General features: G+C 43.8%; 16 protein-coding genes. 3 read left to right on the plus strand and 13 right to left on the minus strand.

Features of this window, described 5'->3' with window-relative positions; translation table 11 throughout:
- Positions 1-201: 201 nt before the first annotated feature.
- The 7 genes from FE296_RS27390 to FE296_RS27415 all read right to left on the minus strand — a co-directional run bounded on the left by FE296_RS27390 (position 202) and on the right by FE296_RS27415 (position 5758).
- Positions 202-570 (minus strand): YhjD family protein, encoded by a 369-nt coding sequence (locus FE296_RS27390; protein WP_124114908.1) that lies wholly within the window; start codon positions 568-570, stop codon positions 202-204.
- A complete protein-coding gene (locus FE296_RS27395; protein ID WP_150367087.1) occupies positions 554-919 on the minus strand; it encodes a YolD-like family protein in 366 nt (121 codons plus the stop codon). Before FE296_RS27395 ends, FE296_RS27390 begins: the two co-directional genes overlap by 17 nt.
- A complete protein-coding gene (locus FE296_RS27400; RefSeq protein WP_190945701.1) occupies positions 916-2133 on the minus strand; it encodes a DNA polymerase IV in 1218 nt (405 codons plus the stop codon). The genes FE296_RS27395 and FE296_RS27400 overlap by 4 nt, the downstream gene beginning before the upstream one ends.
- 213 nt (positions 2134-2346) lie before the next feature.
- Complete coding sequence (locus tag FE296_RS33045; RefSeq protein ID WP_167483572.1) at positions 2347-2484, minus strand: hypothetical protein; 138 nt, start codon at positions 2482-2484, stop codon at positions 2347-2349.
- Positions 2485-2796: 312 nt separating this feature from the next.
- Entirely contained in the window at positions 2797-3498 is a 702-nt protein-coding gene (locus tag FE296_RS27405) for a hypothetical protein (protein ID WP_150367697.1), read from the minus strand.
- 128 nt (positions 3499-3626) lie between these two features.
- Positions 3627-5009 (minus strand): sensor histidine kinase, encoded by a 1383-nt coding sequence (locus FE296_RS27410; protein WP_150367089.1) that lies wholly within the window; start codon positions 5007-5009, stop codon positions 3627-3629.
- A 41-nt stretch (positions 5010-5050) separates the two neighbouring features.
- Positions 5051-5758 (minus strand): response regulator transcription factor, encoded by a 708-nt coding sequence (locus tag FE296_RS27415; RefSeq protein ID WP_150367090.1) that lies wholly within the window; start codon positions 5756-5758, stop codon positions 5051-5053.
- Positions 5759-5916: 158 nt separating this feature from the next.
- Between FE296_RS27415 and FE296_RS34145 the strand changes: the two genes are divergently transcribed.
- Positions 5917-6159: a hypothetical protein gene (locus FE296_RS34145; protein ID WP_411860606.1), complete on the plus strand. Its 243-nt coding sequence runs from the start codon at positions 5917-5919 to the stop codon at positions 6157-6159.
- 64 nt (positions 6160-6223) lie between these two features.
- Here FE296_RS34145 and FE296_RS27425 read toward each other — a convergent pair whose 3' ends face one another.
- Positions 6224-6859, minus strand: a complete 636-nt coding sequence (locus FE296_RS27425) for a TetR/AcrR family transcriptional regulator (RefSeq protein ID WP_150367091.1) — start codon at positions 6857-6859, stop codon at positions 6224-6226.
- A gap of 130 nt (positions 6860-6989) precedes the next feature.
- On the opposite strand from FE296_RS27425, the gene FE296_RS27430 reads away from it, so the two are divergent.
- On the plus strand, positions 6990-8558 hold the full coding sequence (locus FE296_RS27430) for an FAD-dependent monooxygenase (RefSeq protein ID WP_150367092.1): 1569 nt from the start codon (positions 6990-6992) through the stop codon (positions 8556-8558).
- 138 nt (positions 8559-8696) lie between these two features.
- Here FE296_RS27430 and FE296_RS27435 read toward each other — a convergent pair whose 3' ends face one another.
- Both FE296_RS27435 and FE296_RS33595 read right to left on the minus strand, forming a co-directional pair.
- Complete coding sequence (locus FE296_RS27435; protein WP_223869053.1) at positions 8697-9290, minus strand: histidine phosphatase family protein; 594 nt, start codon at positions 9288-9290, stop codon at positions 8697-8699.
- A gap of 435 nt (positions 9291-9725) precedes the next feature.
- Complete coding sequence (locus FE296_RS33595; RefSeq protein ID WP_223869054.1) at positions 9726-10004, minus strand: pentapeptide repeat-containing protein; 279 nt, start codon at positions 10002-10004, stop codon at positions 9726-9728.
- 1236 nt (positions 10005-11240) lie between these two features.
- On the opposite strand from FE296_RS33595, the gene FE296_RS27445 reads away from it, so the two are divergent.
- Positions 11241-12797: a glycine betaine uptake BCCT transporter gene (locus FE296_RS27445; RefSeq protein WP_124114899.1), complete on the plus strand. Its 1557-nt coding sequence runs from the start codon at positions 11241-11243 to the stop codon at positions 12795-12797.
- Between the two features lie 443 nt (positions 12798-13240).
- On the opposite strand, the gene FE296_RS27450 is transcribed toward FE296_RS27445, so the two are convergent.
- The 3 genes from FE296_RS27450 to FE296_RS27460 form a co-directional block, all read right to left on the minus strand.
- Positions 13241-14398 carry a glycoside hydrolase family 88 protein gene (locus tag FE296_RS27450; RefSeq protein WP_150367094.1) on the minus strand — a complete coding sequence of 386 codons (1158 nt, stop codon included), beginning with the start codon at positions 14396-14398 and terminating at the stop codon, positions 13241-13243.
- Between the two features lie 328 nt (positions 14399-14726).
- On the minus strand, positions 14727-16169 hold the full coding sequence (locus FE296_RS27455; protein WP_150367095.1) for a glycosyl hydrolase family 28 protein: 1443 nt from the start codon (positions 16167-16169) through the stop codon (positions 14727-14729).
- A 100-nt stretch (positions 16170-16269) separates the two neighbouring features.
- Positions 16270-17844, minus strand: a complete 1575-nt coding sequence (locus tag FE296_RS27460; protein WP_190945597.1) for an extracellular solute-binding protein — start codon at positions 17842-17844, stop codon at positions 16270-16272.
- Positions 17845-17906: the final 62 nt, after the last annotated feature.

Genomic DNA, 17906 nt, shown 5'->3' on the forward strand with positions numbered 1-17906 from the left:
TCTATCTATCTGTATGTATATGCCTCGTGATTTCTCTCATTTTATGTGGTTTAATATGCCAATGCGAAATTTTGAGACAAAAAATCCGACCCTTCAATTTCAAAGGTCGGTTTACCCAAATCGGGAGAAGAAAACAATGGTTATAGCTGTATTATATCCACCCTATGCCGTTATATACCGTATTCTGCTCTAACTCTATGTTTATGTTGGCATATCAGTAATATCAACGCTCATATGTTCAGTGAGCATTAAGGTTACGTCCACTTTCACTTTGCTCCACAATAATGTCATTTTGTGAAGGTAACCTCTTACCGAATAGTCTACCGTTAAACTCAGCTCAGATCTCTTTTCATCTATGATTTTAATATGATGTTCCTTTAGCCTTTGTTTCGACTTGTACATCTCTAAAGCAATTTTCTTTTGGGTACCGTCCAGGTAATCAATATACACCGATTTCATCTTAAAGTTTGAAGCGTATATTTTATGCTTATCTACCTCCAGAGCACCTAAAAGATACGGAAGCTCTACCAGCCTCTTGACGAGTGCAAGTTCCTCAGAAGTTTGTCTCACCGTACACACCTCCTTCTTCAAACTTTACAGTGACCAATTGATCAAAATCGACCCATTCAAATCCATTATCCATTTCAATTTTGATTTTCTTTCCAAAGGCACTGACTGAAGTGACGATCCCGTGTATATACCGATTGCCTGAGTCATTAAACACTTCAAAGGTAGCTTGCAACGTATAGTTGAGCGACATATCTATATGTTGAGCAATAATCTCCCACTCATCTTCGTGAATCAGTGGTTTCGGTTGAACATGAATTTGAGTACGGTGCTGTATAATTCGTTCTTTATGTTGTGGAAGCATCATGCGGCTCGATTCCCATAATCCATTGGCCTCCAGTTTTTTGCTCATTTGTAATGCCCCCCAATTTTAGATGCTCTATCGATCGCTTGACCCGCAGCCGTAATGGAGCTCGCTCGAAGAATGGCAATGTCGCCAAATCGATCCTTGATGTTGTCCATCACCTGATCAATGGCTCGTTTCTGCTCTTGATCATCAAAGAAAGATAGTTGATATGTATCCGCGTTGGATAATTGAGACAGGGATACGCCTACACGGCGCACAGGTTGCCCATCCCAATGTTGATGGAATATGCGTTTGGCTATCTTGCACACATCAACAGTTATGTTTGTAGGATCAGACAGTTTAACTTGCCTGTGAAAACCAGTGGGGTGATCAAAATCTGCTCCCGATACACTCACAGATATGACACTACCCATCAGCCCCTTTTTACGGGCTCTTCTGCACACTTCTGTACAGATATCAAGAATAACCACTTCGATCTCCCATGCTTCTGTGAAATCTCTGGGCAGGGTCATTCCGTTTCCGATATCCTTTTGTGTACTGTGTGTATTGACGGTTACCGGCGAATTGTCGAGTCCATTGGCAACTCTCCAGATGACTTCTCCATTAACACCCCACTTGCTTCGTAATTTGGAAAGAGGCGTATTCGCCAGGTCTTTAATGGTTCGGATGCCCATCTTCCACAGATGTTTTTCCATTCTTGAGCCAATCCCCCACATATCACGGATGGGCTTATCTCCAATGTGAAGATGTAACTCCTCTTTCTTTAAGTGAAAAATGCCACCCTCCGCTTTTTTAGCAATCATATCGCAGCATAATTTACTGATAATTTTGTTTTCACCAATGCCCGCTCTGGCGTAAACCCCTGTTTCATTATAGATTTTGTCTTGGATTTGTTTGGCCAAATCGATTGGATCATTACCGAATAGATGCATAGACCCTGTAAAATCAGCGAATAATTCGTCTATACTGTATGGCTCAACCAGATCGGTGAATTCCTCAATTATGGACATAATTTGGGTGGATACTTCGATGTATTCTTGCATGTGAGGTTTTACAATGATCAGTTCAGGGCACTTCTGAAGAGACTGCCAGAGTGGTTCTGCGGTAGAAACCCCCTTAGCTTTGGCTAATGGACAAGCGGCAAGAATAATGCCAGAACGTCTTGCTGGATCGCCTGCAACGGCGAGTGGTCTATTTTTGTATTGGGGCATTTTTGCCTTTTCGACTGAAGCATAAAAGCTCTGCATATCAATGAGCATGATGGTTCGTTGCTTAGTCCACACTGAAATCACTCCTGTACTTTTAAGAACATATGTTTGTATATATTATAAACCGAACATGTGTTCTTTATGCAAGAGGTAAATATTTATATTTGGCATATGACCAAGTGAGGGATTCGAATCATCCTAAGTCACACAGCAAAACAAAAAAAACGCCAGCAAAAGCTGGCGGGAAAAGTAAGAAGTTAACTATTACACTAAGAAAGCTTTTGAAATAATGACCAACAAAATAAAGAGTACGAGTATTGCACCAATGGACGTAAAACTACCATATCCTCCACCTATTCCACCTACATTACCATTGCCATTACCATACCCAACTTCACTCATGTTTCCATCCCCCTTTTTTGTGGTATGAGATAGATTATTCAAGTACATCCAATTTGACAAGGCTATATAAAAAAAGGGCCAACTTCAAATAGGTAAGCCTTCTTCATTCTACTAAGAATCGGAGCTTGTGGCTTTCTTGATAACCGATGATTGTGTTCACAGAGACTCCCTTCCAACGATGTTAACGTTTTGTTTTAGCAATGTGCGAAACACTCACTACCCTGCCAGTAAACGAGAAAATACCTGCCCCTCTCCTGGGCAGGTATTAAAGGTGAACCGTATGAGTGTCTTACCAACATCCATCACTAACTATTAGTCCAGAAGGCTGTAGATCTGAATGCTCTCCACCTTGGCATCCTTGATATGAAACGACATCACATCCACATAATTGGATGGCTCGTAACGGAAGTCATCCTCCTCATCAGGGGCTCCACTACCAAGCAGTTTCCCCTCAGGGTATGCATTTTTGAGTGTGTCCAGGCTATCTCCCGCTTTAATGTTTCGCACTGTCGCGTACTTAGGATCTGTAATTTCGATATGAAAGATGGAGTCTTGTTTGCCCTCCGGCATACTGATGGTTTTAATCTCAAGACCAGGATACGTGTACACTTTTTCCGTAAAACCGATTAAGGTATCCATATTTGTTCCATCGTCAGCACTGTACGTATGAGATTTCAGGTTATCCGGTTTGCCCAGCATCTGTTCCATCTGATTTTCATTCACTGTATCCGAAATCGCAATGGTGTGCTCATTATAGACAAAAGCAAGCTCCTTCAGTACCACATTGCCTTCCTTCTCCATCGAACCTTCTTTAATAGCTTCAGTACCCTTTTCTTCAGAACTTTCGGAAGCAGGCGCATTAGCATTTGTTGCACCTTCGCCTGTGTTCTGTTCATTTGCAGTGTTCTGTCCGGTTGCTGGAGATGTAGCTTCGCTGGATTGACAGCCCGTTAATGCCACCGTTAGTAAAGCACTTAGTACGATAAAACTTGCAGCTTTCTTAGTTAATTTCATCATGATCCCTCCATAAATGTGTGATTTGTTCTTATGAAGTGATTATAAATAAAACATTTGTTAGTCTTATAACAGAAATGTACCAATCTTGTAACGTTAAGATTTAGGCTTGGGTTGTAGATGCATGTCTATGCACGAGGCAAAACAATTGTAACGGTCGTCCCTTTTCCCAGTTGACTTTCGATGTCGATATATCCATTAAACCGCTCTACGATCTCTTTGCATATGGAAAGTCCAAGACCTGAACCATTTGCTGTACTTGCATTTTTTGCCCGGTAAAAGCGTTCCTGCACTCGCTCCAGCTCATCGCCCGCGATGCCTATGCCTTGATCACATATCCGTATAACTACTTCGTTTGGCGTATGTTCCAACCTCAATTCGATCAGCGATGGACTGCCTGAATATTTGATGGCATTGTCCACAAGATTGGCGATCGCATGGGACATCAGCATTGGATTCACATTGGCGTGCACTCTTGTCGCACCCTCATCATCCGGTTCTTCCTCCGCCTGACTAACTCTGATCTCTATCCCTTTATCCTTGGCCTTGGCTCCCATATTCATGACAACTTGCTGAATCAGTTCGTTCATTTCCGTCTTCCGGGCTTCCAAATCATTAGAACCCGCCTTATCGAATCGGGATAATAATAACAGTTCATTAATCAAACGGGTGAGCCGATCCGATTCCTGCAACAGATGAGCATAGATTTTTTGCAACTCCTTGTTCTCGGTCTCTCCTTCAACCAAGTATTGAGAGAAACCACGAATGGCTGCCAAGGGTGTTTTTAACTCGTGAGATACGTTGGAGACAAATTGTTTCTGATACTGAATGTAATCATGAAGCTGCCGCCCCATGGAATCCAGCCCATCTGCCAGCATGCCCAGCTCATCCTTCCGTTTTAGATGAACTCTCCGAAACTCCTGTCTGGAGAAACTTTGCGCAGCGCCAAGTAGTATCTTAATCGGCTTGGTTGTATTGCGTGCAATCCACAGACTGGATAACGTAATCAGCACAATAAATCCGCCTGCACCTGCAAACAGGATATAACGAATTTGATCCATAATCGCATAAAAGTAGGAAATGTTCTCCACGAACTCATACACATAAGCGTTTTCGTAGAATTGATCCTGAATGGGCGTCGCAAAATAAAGCAGATGATCTTCCGTAACGGTGTAGGCATAACTGCCGCTCAGTGCTTTCTCAATATTTTTGTCAAAAATAAGCGGTTTGCCATCATTAATGATGATGCCATCCACAGCCAAGCCGAGCAGCTGCTTGGAGCTGTCATAGATACGTACTTCCTTTCCTGAAGCTTTCAGCTTCTCCAGAGCAAGTCTGACAATTTCATTCGTCTGGGGCTCTCCTGACGATGACCTATGCTGTGCCAACACCTCACGGAAGGACAACTCCGACAGATCTGCCTTCTCCATCATCTGTTTCTCAATGGTAACGAAGCTGTAGTAATCAATAGCTTTATTTACCGCAAAAATGATGATGCCAAAAGACAGCACGGAGAAAAATAAATAATTCAGCAGTAACCGGGTTGCATACTTCAGGCCTCGCCACCTCCAAGTTGATAGCCAAATCCATAGATCGTCCTGACGTACTTCGGTTCGTCCGCGTTATCCTCAAGCTTCTTCCGTAATCGCATGATGGTCATATCCACACTGCGACTGTCTCCCATAAAATCGTATCCCCATCCGATCTGCAACAGCTCATCCCGGGTAAAAATTTTGTCTGGCCTTTTGAGTAACGTTTCCAGAATTTTGAACTCTTTGGCCGTTAAAGATACGGGTACACCGTTTTTTAGCACCCTGCGGCTTTCCAGATCAAATGTCAGCTCTTCATGAATGATGCGTGTAGATTTAACTTCGGTTTCTTCACTTGATTCTTCCTTGCTCTCGTTTCTTCTCAGAATCACCTTGATCCGAGCGAGCAATTCACGATTGTCAAAGGGTTTGGTCATGTAATCTTCCGCCCCTAACTCTAGTCCCAAGACCTTGTCGATTACCTCGTTTTTGGCAGAGAGCATGATCACAGGAACGGCACGTTTCCCGGTAATTTCCTTGCACAGGTCATATCCGGAGCAGTCTGGCAGCATCAGGTCAAGTACCACTAAATCGGGTTGAAAAGAGTCGAGCAGCTGCAGGCCCGTTTTGCCGTCCTCTGCGGTCTGCACATCATAGTTTTCTCGCCTTAGCACCAGCTCAATTAAATCTCGAATTGCGATTTCATCATCAATGACTAGGATTTTCTTCAAATGTACAAGCACCCCTATCTAGCCTTGTTCACCAGCTTCAATCATATATTAACCCATCTTAGCACAGACGCTTTAGATTCCTCCACCAACTGGAAGGTGAGGTATATTCCACTCAGCCAACATAACTTGTAATAAACTCGAAGAAAGGAGAACAATCCATGGTTCTGCTCTGGGTACTCATTGTTGGTGGACTTATTGGTTGGTTAAGCGGCAACTTGATTGGCGGATTTCATATTATTCCAGCCATCGTTGGCTCGATTATTGCCCTGCTCATCTTCTTTGCTCTGGCACGCGGCGGAGCCTTCCGAAGACGTTACCAAAGAGAGGCGGAAACCGATACCGTCGTTCATTATTACGGGATAAACATAAAAGGACCGAAAGCATTCATCGATAGAAGATGAATGTTTACAGTCCTTTTTTTATTTTTGAACAAAATCGCATTCAGTATGATGGTTGATTTTCGTTTTAAACGTTATGAGGTGCATAAGCACAAAGAAAGACGCGTACACCTTCAGTGATGATACGTTTGGTTTGTTCCTCTTCCAATGCCTCTGTTTTTCTAGGTTGATTAAATACCAATAAAAACGTTAATGCAGCGAAGTGCTTTGTAGCCATTTCAGGATCGGGCACATGGAGCAATCCGGTTTGTCCAAACTCTGTAAACCTCTTGATAATCCCCTCTTCAGTTGCGTTATCCAGCCTATCAAAAAACGAGTCTGGCAGGTTGGCGGCTTCCACCATAACCAGACGGATCAAAGCCATGTAATCGGACGAACCGTTCGCAGAAGCTACGATTTGTTCGCAAAATAAGATGAGCGCCTGCTTCAGATCCTCGAATTCCAAGAGGTGATCTGAAATCCCTTGCTCAATCATGTCAAGAACCGCCAAACTGGATTCTTCAACAACGGCAAGCAGTAGATTCTGTTTGTCACCATAATAATCATAAACTGTCCGTTTGGAAACTCCCGCTTTAGCTGCGACCGCATCGACGCTGGATCGATCAAACCCATCGGAAAGAAACAGGTCTCGTGCTGCCGCAATAATTTTAGCTCTTTTGTCTGAAGAGCCTTTGCGGATTTTCTTGTTTTCCGTATGATCCATTCTTACGTTGCCCCCTTATAGGTATACCATCAGAAAGTGATTAGAGTTCTGTTCTGTTTACAAACTACACTGCACGGTGTAGTATAGAAAATGTAGCAAATCAAATCAATGATCAAGGAGGATTCTATTCATGAATACCAAGCCGTCTTTTGTTGATGTTCTTATTGTCGGGGCCGGTCCTACAGGGCTTACACTTGCCTGTGATCTGGCCCGTCGAAACATCGACCATCGTATTATTGAACGAAGCTCCTTATATAACGTTGCTTCTCGCGCCAAAGGAATACAGCCTCGCTCGCTTGAAGTTGTGGATGATTTGGAGGCCGTCCACTACATTATTGACACAGGTGTTGTGGATTTGCCTGTTCGTTATTATACCGCAGATGGCAGGAGTTTGGACAAGCCGTCTATTACCGTTGCAGCCAGCCCCGAACTTGAAACACCCTATCGCGATCCGGTCTGGATTGCTCAATATGATGTAGAAAAAGCATTGCGCGACCGATATGCAATGCTTGACGGTCAAGTTGAGTTGGGCATGGAAGCCATAAGTCTTGTTCAGGATGAGGATGGTGTAACGATAACCGTGAATTCACCACAAGGAGAAGAGCAAATTCGCGCTCGTTATGTAGTTGGCGCTGACGGGGGCAAAAGCAATATCCGCAAGTTTATTCACTTACCGCTGGTTGGGGAAACACACGATCAAGAGCGATGGTATCTTGGCGATGTACGATTGGAAGGGTTAGATCGTGACCATATCCATATCTGGACTTCTTCGGAGGGGATGGTCGGGGTGACGCCGCTCCCAAAATCCGATATTTGGCAACTGCAGGCTACAATTCCGGAAGACATCGAAGAACCAGAGCAGCCTTCGCTAGAGGCGTATCAAGCCATGTTTGACCGTCGCGCAGGGGCCGGACGTGTTCGGCTTACGGCTGCTTCCTGGCTGTCCATCTACCGGGTGAACGTTCGTATGGTTGAATGTTACCGCAACGGCCGGGTCTTCCTTGCCGGCGATGCTGCTCATGTTCATTCGCCGGCCGGTGGTCAAGGCATGAATACGGGGATGCAGGACGCGTACAATCTCGGCTGGAAGCTGGCGGCTGTGATACGTGGAGCGGACACCGCCTTACTCGACACGTACGATGAGGAGCGCCGCCCAGTGGCTCAAGCTGTTCTTGAGGACAGCACGAAGAAGATGGGAGTGGTCATAGGAACGGCGACTGAAGGCGGAGGATTGTCCCAATCGTTGAGCACCATATCCGACGATCTGACGAGTGGGCTACTCATTTCCTATCGCTCAAGTTCGCTTACCCGTCGTTTTGCTCGAACAGATGCTACCCGTTCATTTCCTGGGGATCGTGCTCCTAATGCTACGGGCCTGCAAGGCACCGGATTTGCAGGAAGTCTCTATGACCTTATGCGAGGCCCACACTGGACGCTTTTGGCTTTTGCAAACAGCATCCATCCTTCGGTGAAGAACTTCACCAACAACGAACTCCATATACATTATATCCTGCCATCCAACGTGGATGGGGCGGCGGAAGGTTTAATAGACACAGCAGGTAATGCCTATCGAATTTACGATGTAACAAGTAAAGAACTTGTACTGATTCGTCCCGACGGTTACATTGCAATGCGTACCTCCATTGATGATACTTCATCGATTTCGAATTACTTGAATTCCATTTATCGGGCAAACTGATCTGGATAAGACCAGCGGGAAATAAGATAAATAAAAGAGGAAATCAAAGAAGGGCAACTTTTGTCACCAAAAGCGGCCCCTCCCCTTTTACTTCAATCCATTTTTTAAAATTTTTCCTCTTGAAATACAATCTTTAATCTAATTTGAAACTCCGGCTAGCTGTAAAACATCTTCTAATGTCAATTTCCCAATAACCTCATACCCTTTTTGATCTCCCAGTGGTTTTAGAATAACGGTCTCCATACTCGCAAGTTCTCCTACTCCTATCCCGGGAGGAAAAGAGTGGGCTATAATTACTCTGTTAACATGAGTCGGAGGTATTTGTTCAATTTCATTTGTAAATGCTTGCAATGTACTATTTATTTTTTCAGTGCTCGGATTTTGACTGAGATTATATATGTTTAACCAGAAATCATTTACTTTTACCTGTTGTGTACCAAAAGCAATCTGAGCCGTTTGGAGGGTTCTACATAAAGGACTTGCTTCTACAGGTATTTGGAGGGGAATGTTTAATTTACGGATAGCCTCGCCATACTTTTCAGCTTGTTCCTTTCCCAATACACTTAAATTCCGCTGCGTAGTGCAATCTGTTAGACTAAAGTTTTGTTGATCTGCCCCTACAGTTGCATCTCCATGTCGGATATAAAGGATGTATCCGCCTTTTTGAAGATCTTTTATGAGAGAAGATCCGGTAATCTCTGCTCCCCAGGCACTATAAGTTGTTCCAAGCAACAGAAAAAAACAGGGTATCAAAATGAATAATCGGAACATTTCTCTTCCACCTTTTTTCTTCTACACTCCCCCTTATTGCGATAACTTATACAACGCGCTTCATCATTCTACGGAATCGTTCGAGAAAATCTACGCCATGTTACAATCCAGACTACTGAAAAATCGTTCAACAAAAACATCACCATATATTTTCTTCATATGGGCTGTGTTAAAAATATTTTTCCATAGGCTCAAGCCTGCGAAGACTGCGTACCAGTACCTTCCGATCATCTTCAGATAGATTAGGGTCATCGTCTATCTTCATCAAAGCATTTTTCACACGTGCGGATATCTGTTCAACATACAGATGATTTTTGGATTTTGGCGAAATACATTGTGTCAGGTCACAGCTCACAAAACGAACACTGTCAAGGATGCAATTTTCAAAATTGACGATTAACTTTTGGTTGCATTTCCCTCAAACGTAATATCCACTAGCTTGCCGGTAAAGGAACAATTGACGATATTCGCCGCTTGTAAAATCCGGTCATTGAATCTACATTTATAAAAAGTACAGTCGATAAACGTAGCATTCTCCAATGTCATCCCTCTCATATCGCAGGAGGAAAATTCGCAATTGGTGAAAACAGCTTCGCCTTTGGCAATGCCAACAGAGCGCAAGTCGGAACGAATAAATGTACAATGATCAATCGTACTACCGGCAAAAAATCTCATTTGTAAGATCACAGGTATCAAATATAAGATGTTTCAGGTCACAGCTCCAAAATATGGGCGAACCAACATTCGAGTTTATTATTGTTGTTCCGCTTATCGTTTCGTGTTCATACCTGACAATATCAGAAAATAATTCGTTGTTTACTGACATACCAGACTCAAGTCTTTTCATCCCTATCACCATCATATCTTCAGAATCTTTTTCATTATAATAACCTTATTTTGGAGTTGAATTCTCTTTGGTATCCCCTTCTCATTTTACTCTAAAATTGTTTTGAGCATATTTGGTTACGAGAAGGACAGCAATGGATAGAAAGGTTAAAGTCAACACCATGATAACAGCGGTTAATCCCCATAGTGAAGGACCTAGAAACATCGCCACAACAAAACTCAATGAAATAAGGCCGTTTACGAATGAGAAAAGAGGACTATTGGTTTCCAACTCCGTTGTGTAGGTGAATTACATAGTATAACAACAGATGATGTACTAAGAAATATACAGCCAGTGCAATGGTTATAACCCAGATAGGAAGTAGCAAACGTATATCCTGTCCTCCAGTTAATACAAGTATAGATACACTTACTACAGCTGCTAAACAAGAACCTAATTTATGCTTAATATACTTCTAAATCGTAACAGAAAATGCTGCTTCGCATGCTGGCGGTAAAATGGATAGCGCATCAACGGCTTATCAACATGGTAGAATAGAGCCTTACAAATCTGGCTACCTACGGTCAGATTTAGTATGAACATAATGATTAAAGGCGAGAATCTTTCAATTGAATCTAGTGAAAGATGATTTTTGAAAATGAGTACCAACAAAGGTAGGAGTATGCCTCGGTTGATCCAATATCACAGATCCAAATAGAGGAAGGTTTAGTTTTGTGAAGGGAAGGTAAGCAAAAGTCAGTGCCACTACATGCTCAAACTCGTAGCCCATATTTTCTGTACAAGAATAATGCCTTTCCATTTAAATAATGCCAAATGTAGCGACTATAATGATTTTACATAGATAATTATGCTCGGATTCTGAATTAATACAAATATCCTAATTAAATCCTGAATCTTTGTCACTAATTCCTCACTAAAAAGGGAACGAATAAACCGGCGGGTGTTTCATTACATGGCAGTTTGTTTTAAGTTATCAAAAGCTAGCTTTCCGAAATATTACAGGACGGACTAGCACATACTAAGGAACAACAGTTGGCTGAAGCTTACATAACGGAGGTCTCATCATGGTATTTACAATCACAATTATCATCGTTGCACTGTTTGCAATATGGGGAGCCGTCGCTCCTGATCAGCTGGCAGATGTGGCTAATGTTGCCTACAACTTCTCTATTCAGAATTTTGGCTGGTTTTATTTGCTAGCGACACTGTTCTTCCTGATCTTTGCTTTCTATCTGGCGTTCAGCCGATTTGGCGGTATTAGGCTTGGGGATGACGATGATGAGCCGGAGTATTCTACGGTTTCCTGGCTGTCCATGCTGTTTAGCGCTGGTATGGGCATTGGGCTGGTTTTCTGGGGAGTTGCTGAACCGCTGTCCCACTATTTATCTGCACCTGAAGGGGCGGTACCCGAAACAACGCAAGCAGCCATACTTTCAATGCGTTATTCCTTTTTCCACTGGGGGCTGCACCCTTGGGCTATCTATACCGTCATCGGCTTAGCGCTTGCTTACTTCCAGTTCCGGAAAGGATACAAAGGGCTGATCAGTTCCACCTTTATTCCTCTGATAGGTGAGCGTCTTGCTGCAGGCTGGCTTGGTAAGGTCATTGATATTCTGGCTGTCATTTCCACCATCTTTGGTGTTGCGACCTCGCTTGGATTGGGTGCACTTCAGATCGGCGGGGGTCTGAATCACTTATTCGGTATTCCTAACTCGACTCTGTCTCAGGTTGTCATTATCATAGTTGTAACCGTACTGTTTTTAATCTCGGCAACCTCCGGTCTGGATAAAGGTATTAAGATTCTGAGCAACGTTAACCTTGTTATAGCTTTGTTATTGATGGTGTTTGTATTGGTGACTGGACCGACTTCTTTTATATTTGACACATTCACAACAACCTTGGGCAGTTACATGCAGAATATTATTAACATGAGTTTGAGACTGACGCCGTTCTCAAGAGAAACCTGGATTGGAGCATGGACGTTATTTTACTGGGCATGGTGGATCTCGTGGGCTCCTTTTGTCGGCACTTTTATCGCAAGGGTATCCAGAGGAAGAACCATAAAGGAATTTGTAATTTACGTCATGGTTATTCCAAGTCTCTTCGGATTTATCTGGTTCTCCGTCTTTGGCGGAACAGGACTTCACATGGAATTGTTCAATGCCGCTCATCTGGCGGAGGCTGTCAAGGAAGATACAACAACCGCTTTATTCCTTATGCTGGAGCAGCTGCCTTTGGGCACGATCGTGGCATTCATCGCCACAATGCTGATCATGATCTTCTTTATTACGTCGGCTGATTCAGCTACCTTTGTACTGGGCATGCTTACTTCAGATGGCAAGCTGGACCCAAGTGCAAGAGTGAAATTAACCTGGGGAATCATGCAGTCCTCCATCGCGGTAGTATTGCTAATCAGCGGGGGGTTAACTGGCCTCCAGACGGCATCCATTGTAACCGCATTGCCGTTCGCTATTGTCCTTATCGGTATGTGTTTCTCCCTGCTCAAGGCTCTAAAGGCTGAGGACAAAGAGCGCCGTCAGAAGGAAAAACGGCAGCGCCAAAAGCTGAAACGACTGCTGGAGGAACAAGAAATCTCGCTGAATGAAATTTCCGGCAGGTAATGTATACTTGATCTCAATAGAGATGGTACCTGCCTTAAGGCGGGTGCCTTTTTATACAGACTGTAGCGTAATTTTTCAACTCTTACATTCACTCAATCGGATTTGACCAAACTAATGACCTTTTTACAAGGACAGCAAACTCTGTTCTTTACCAAGCCGCTAAATTAGGGACTTAAACAATTTATCAGCTTTCATTTATGAAAGGTCTTAGTGGTCAGAGCATTGCTATATTAAGTTATGTAGATCCCATGACCGTATATTAAATAATGGATGCTATACTCCCTAATGGGATCGACATTTGTTAGTGAAATGAGGGAAAGTTCACCCATGTAGTACAAAACGTGGGTGAACTTTTAGTTTGATGAGGTCCACTGTAATAAACTAAAAATATGAAGCCGCCCAAGAGATTGGCTGCCCTATACTATTTTCTACATAATAAGTGCTTACCAAAAATACAAATCTTGCCCCATTAATTTAAAAATAGCTTCAATAAAGTAATAATCTCCATAAATGATGGACTGGTGATGTTCTTTTGCATGATAAGCCGATGATCCATTCATTAGGATGCAGTCACAGTTCTTCGTCCAGTCAGCCCGAGCCTCATCTAATACTTTTAAGAGCTCGATAGCAGCGCTCAGATAAAGTTCCTTCTCATGCAGCCCGACAACCTTGGATATTTCAATGAGTCCACATGCAGCAATCGCTGCGGCCGTGGAGTCTTCATATGCGGGTTCTTTTGGTTGCCTAAAGTCAACAGGAATAATTCCATTTTCTGGAATGTTGGCGATAAAATAATGAGCAATGCGCTTTGCCGTATTTAAGTATTCTTCTTTGCCAGTATGAATATAGCTCATCATAAAACCGTAAAGTCCCCACGTCTGACCTCTGGTCCAGGAAGAGCCGTCCTCATATCCCTGACCGCCATACGTTTTAACGACTCCCCCATTAAATGGGTCGAATTCAACAATGTGATTAACGGATCCGTCTGGACGTACAAATGTTTTCATTACTGTATCTGCATGCTTCATGGCAATCTGCTTGAACCGAGGATCGCCGGTTTCTTCAGTGGCCCAATAAAGAAGCGGAATATTAAACATACAATCAATAATCGCCCAACCTCGACTATCTTCTTCAGGAAGGTCGTTCCATGCTCGTATAAATTCCCCTGCTAGGTTATAGCGACCCGCCAGAAGATTGGCTGCATGTAGCGCCCTTTTTCGGGACTGTGGATTTTGGGTGATCTTATAGTTTGTGACACTGGTTGGCAGCCACATAAACCCCACATCGTGATGCAATCCATAATACTGCTGCAGCCCGGCATCCAATTTATCTTCTGAGAGGTTCGCATACTTTTTGTATTTCTCCTGACCAGTTAGATGATACATTTGCCACATCATCCCCCCCCAGAACCCATTGGTCCACCAGTTGATTCCGTCAGCGTGCATCCCGCTTGGATTCTGGACTGATCTGTCATCATGTACTCCATTTATGGTCGTATAAGGAATTTTATCCTTCGATTTCTCGCTCACCCAGTCCATTTTTTCGGTTATACGTTGAACGACTTCTTGAAGCCAAATACTCGATTTCCCTATGGTTAACATGGCTATTCTCCTGCTTTCCTTATATAGTTTACTATTCCTAACCGCTTAGGTTATACGTTTCAATCTTCTAATTTGCTTTCATTTAGGCATATAAAATTGGGGGAAGTTTAGTTGTGTATAATTGCACTTGTGAAAACAGGAGTAGCAATGCTAGATTGGGCTCTTGCATAGTTGTCATTAATAACCAGACTTGTGAGAGAACGGTCACCCATTTGAACCATTCTAATATTGACCAATAGAGATTACAAACGAATAGTGCACACGGACCGAGGAGATTTTCAGGAGGGAATTACTACATTTATGCTCCAGTTCCTCAGCGCAATTCTACTTATACTCGTTGTACTTTTACATTAGCGACGTGGGGTCCGAGAATAAGATCTTTGCCTTTAAATAAAAGTTCGCCATTCACCATCACATTCTCAAATCTCACGTTCTCTACCTTACGTGTTTCATCGTAGCCTTCGATATGGGATGGATTCAGACAACTTCCGTTATACGTAATATTTTTGAAGAGAACATTGCGGATCTGTTTACCGGGAGCGGGATTGTATTTCGGATTTTGCAGCACTCTCACATTGAACAGTTCTCCCAATTCGAAGGGTTCAATACGGATATTCTCATATACCACATTCTGTACTGTATTGTTGTCTCCCGCATTGATCGCCAGACATCCCCAGTAATCCGGCTGTGGTTCGTGATGCTCGAGGATATCAATATCGCTGAATACAATATCCTCAATCACATCTCCATCTCCTTCATAGTTGCCATGTGTGCCTATATTGGCTGGGTGCGCTACATCTGCCCACAAGATCGAACGGATAACACGAACCCTCCGCGTATCGCCTCGATATTCATCCCGTGAAGCATAGATCGCAATACAGTCATCAGAAGTACGCAGAAACACACTGTCGATGGTTACATCTGAACAGGCCATCATGTCAATACCGTCCGACCAGCCACGTGTACTGAAGGTTTTTATATTGCAAATATCTATAGACTCCGATTGTCCAATCAGGACTGTATAATGGGGCGGATCGATGACCGTGATGCCTTCAATGGATATATTTCGGGCATAACTGATTTCCACCCCACGATAAAAGGTCGTTTTCTCAAAATCGGAAAGGTACAGAATTCCTCTGCCACGAATGACCACGTCCTCCACGCGGCTACAAATAAATCCTCCATAGATGACTGCGCCACCGGCGATATAGATCATAGTATTCGAAGGTACCTCTAAACGGGATGTATCAAAATGATGGAGACCGGGTTGAAAGTATATCACTTTGGATCTCACTGTTGAACTCATATCTGCCAAATTCCCCAGAATATCTGCCATGTTATGTAATCCCGGTTCAAGCGGCAGGACACCGTCATCCGAAACTTGCGGGACATCCTGCTCCAGAGCATTAGCAAAAATGTGCAGATTGTGGAATCGATCTCCGTTCACTTCCAAGGATAGCTGCTGCGGACCCTCCAGATGAAGCGACATACGTTTTGCTTCCAACTTACAGCTTAACCCTGTTGAGATTGGGCGGATGATCGCCGCCTGAACACTCCCTTCATTCTTTACAATCTCCAGTTCCACCGGTCCAGAACAATCAAACGTCACCATCGATGCATTGCGGACGTCATGCATATCGACCTTCACATTGTAGCTGAACAAGGGCTGCCACTCCCCATGCGGCTTGCGGACACTCACGGTGAAATCAGGGTTGACTACGGCACCAGCCGGGGCTGGATAAACCACTAAATCGGTATTAACAGTCTGCATATCCGTTCTCCTCCATCCCTAGAGATGAGCCAGTTAGCAGATGAGCACCGTTCCCACGTTCATCTGCTAACGATCTTGTGTTCATCCCTGAAAGTCATTTTTATTTACTGCGCTCCTCGTAAATCTGTTGGGCCTCATCCAGTTCCGACTGTCCTCCCGAGTTCAGCCACTGTGACCGGAAATCATCAAAGTCTTTGTCCGTGTTGGCTTCACCGGAGATTGCTTTAATATAATATTGTGCCTGCAATGTATTTAAGATGGCCTCATACTGGGCTTTGGTCTTCATTACCGTGGACTGCATCAGATCACTCAGGACAGTAACGCCCTCTACATTAGTCAATTTCTCTTTGAAAGCCAGCTTTTCAGGAGAATAGTGATGTTTCATCATGGAACTTACTTTGGCACCGAATGGATTATAGAAACCTGCACCCAGTTCACTCATTAACTCCGTACCTGCCGCGGCTTCCGTAACAACCGCCAATTCGCCTTCCAGATTATAGGAGTTTCCTTTTTCGCCAAACACCGTCGTCAAGTAACCTTCCGTATCCGTTGTGACATACTCAAGAATTTGCAGAATTTTGATTCGTTTGGCTTCATCCTTCTCCAGCTGTGCTCCAAACAACAACGGAGGCTGCAAGGCTCCGTTGGCCATCGCATACTTCTTGCCATCTGGCCCAGAGAACGGAACACCGGGAACAAGCTCAATGCCTTTATCTTTGGAGATCAGGCCAAAATATCCATCATCATACAGATGGTGCCACATTCCCGTCTCGATGATGCCCGTTCGCAGACTGACAAACTTGGTTTGAATCTCGCTATTACCATCGGTGATGAATTCAGGATCAATAATGCCCGCCTTATACCATTCATTTAGCAACTTCAACGCATTGCGGGCTTCCTCTGTAATTGCGCCATAAGTTACTTTGCCATTCGCGTCCAGTTTGAACTGGTACGGAGCTACTCCGTAAGCTGCGAACACCGTATTGAACAGCTGTGCCTGGGCATCTTTGCCTCGTCCGGTCAAGCCGTACGTATCTTTTTTACCGTTGCCGTCCGGATCATTATTCATGAATTTGGTCAGCACATCCTCAAGCTCAGCAAGATTCTTTGGCGGTTCAGTATAGCCAATAGCCTTCAGCCATTGTCCGTTGTATGCGGGAATAAAACCCGTTGCACCTTCCCCCCATACCTTGGGAACACCCCAGTTCTTGCCGTTGTATGTACCTGGGTCCCATGCATTTGGATCAACGCTCTCCACGTCCGCCGTGTATTTAGGCATGTATTGCTTGATCTCCTCTTGGGATACACTCGCAAGGATACCTTGATCCGCCCATTGCACCACATCGCCTACGGTGCCGTCTACGGAAATAATATCCGGGATCTGGCCGGAAGCCAGCATGACGTTGAATTGTTCTTTCCAGGTTGCCGTCTCGAAGGAGATATTCTTGAACTTCACATTAAATTTCTCTTCCAAAAACTTCTGGACGTAATTGTTATCGGCTTTGGGGATATTCCAGTTGTTTGCCATTGAAATCTCAATTGGCTTCTCATTGCCCCCATCGAAAGTTTCACCTGTACTGTTATCAGTAGTCGCACCACCACTGCAACCGCTCACAAGTAATGAAACCGACACCACTAGGCCCAACATACCGGTAATGAATTTCTTTTGTTTCATTTCTGAATTCCTCCCTTTTGATCTAACTATTTGCATATTGAATCAAAACGCCCTGAGACAGC

Origin of the sequence: Paenibacillus sp. UASWS1643 (assembly GCF_008693195.1) — a bacterium.
Taxonomy (GTDB): domain Bacteria; phylum Bacillota; class Bacilli; order Paenibacillales; family Paenibacillaceae; genus Paenibacillus; species Paenibacillus amylolyticus_B.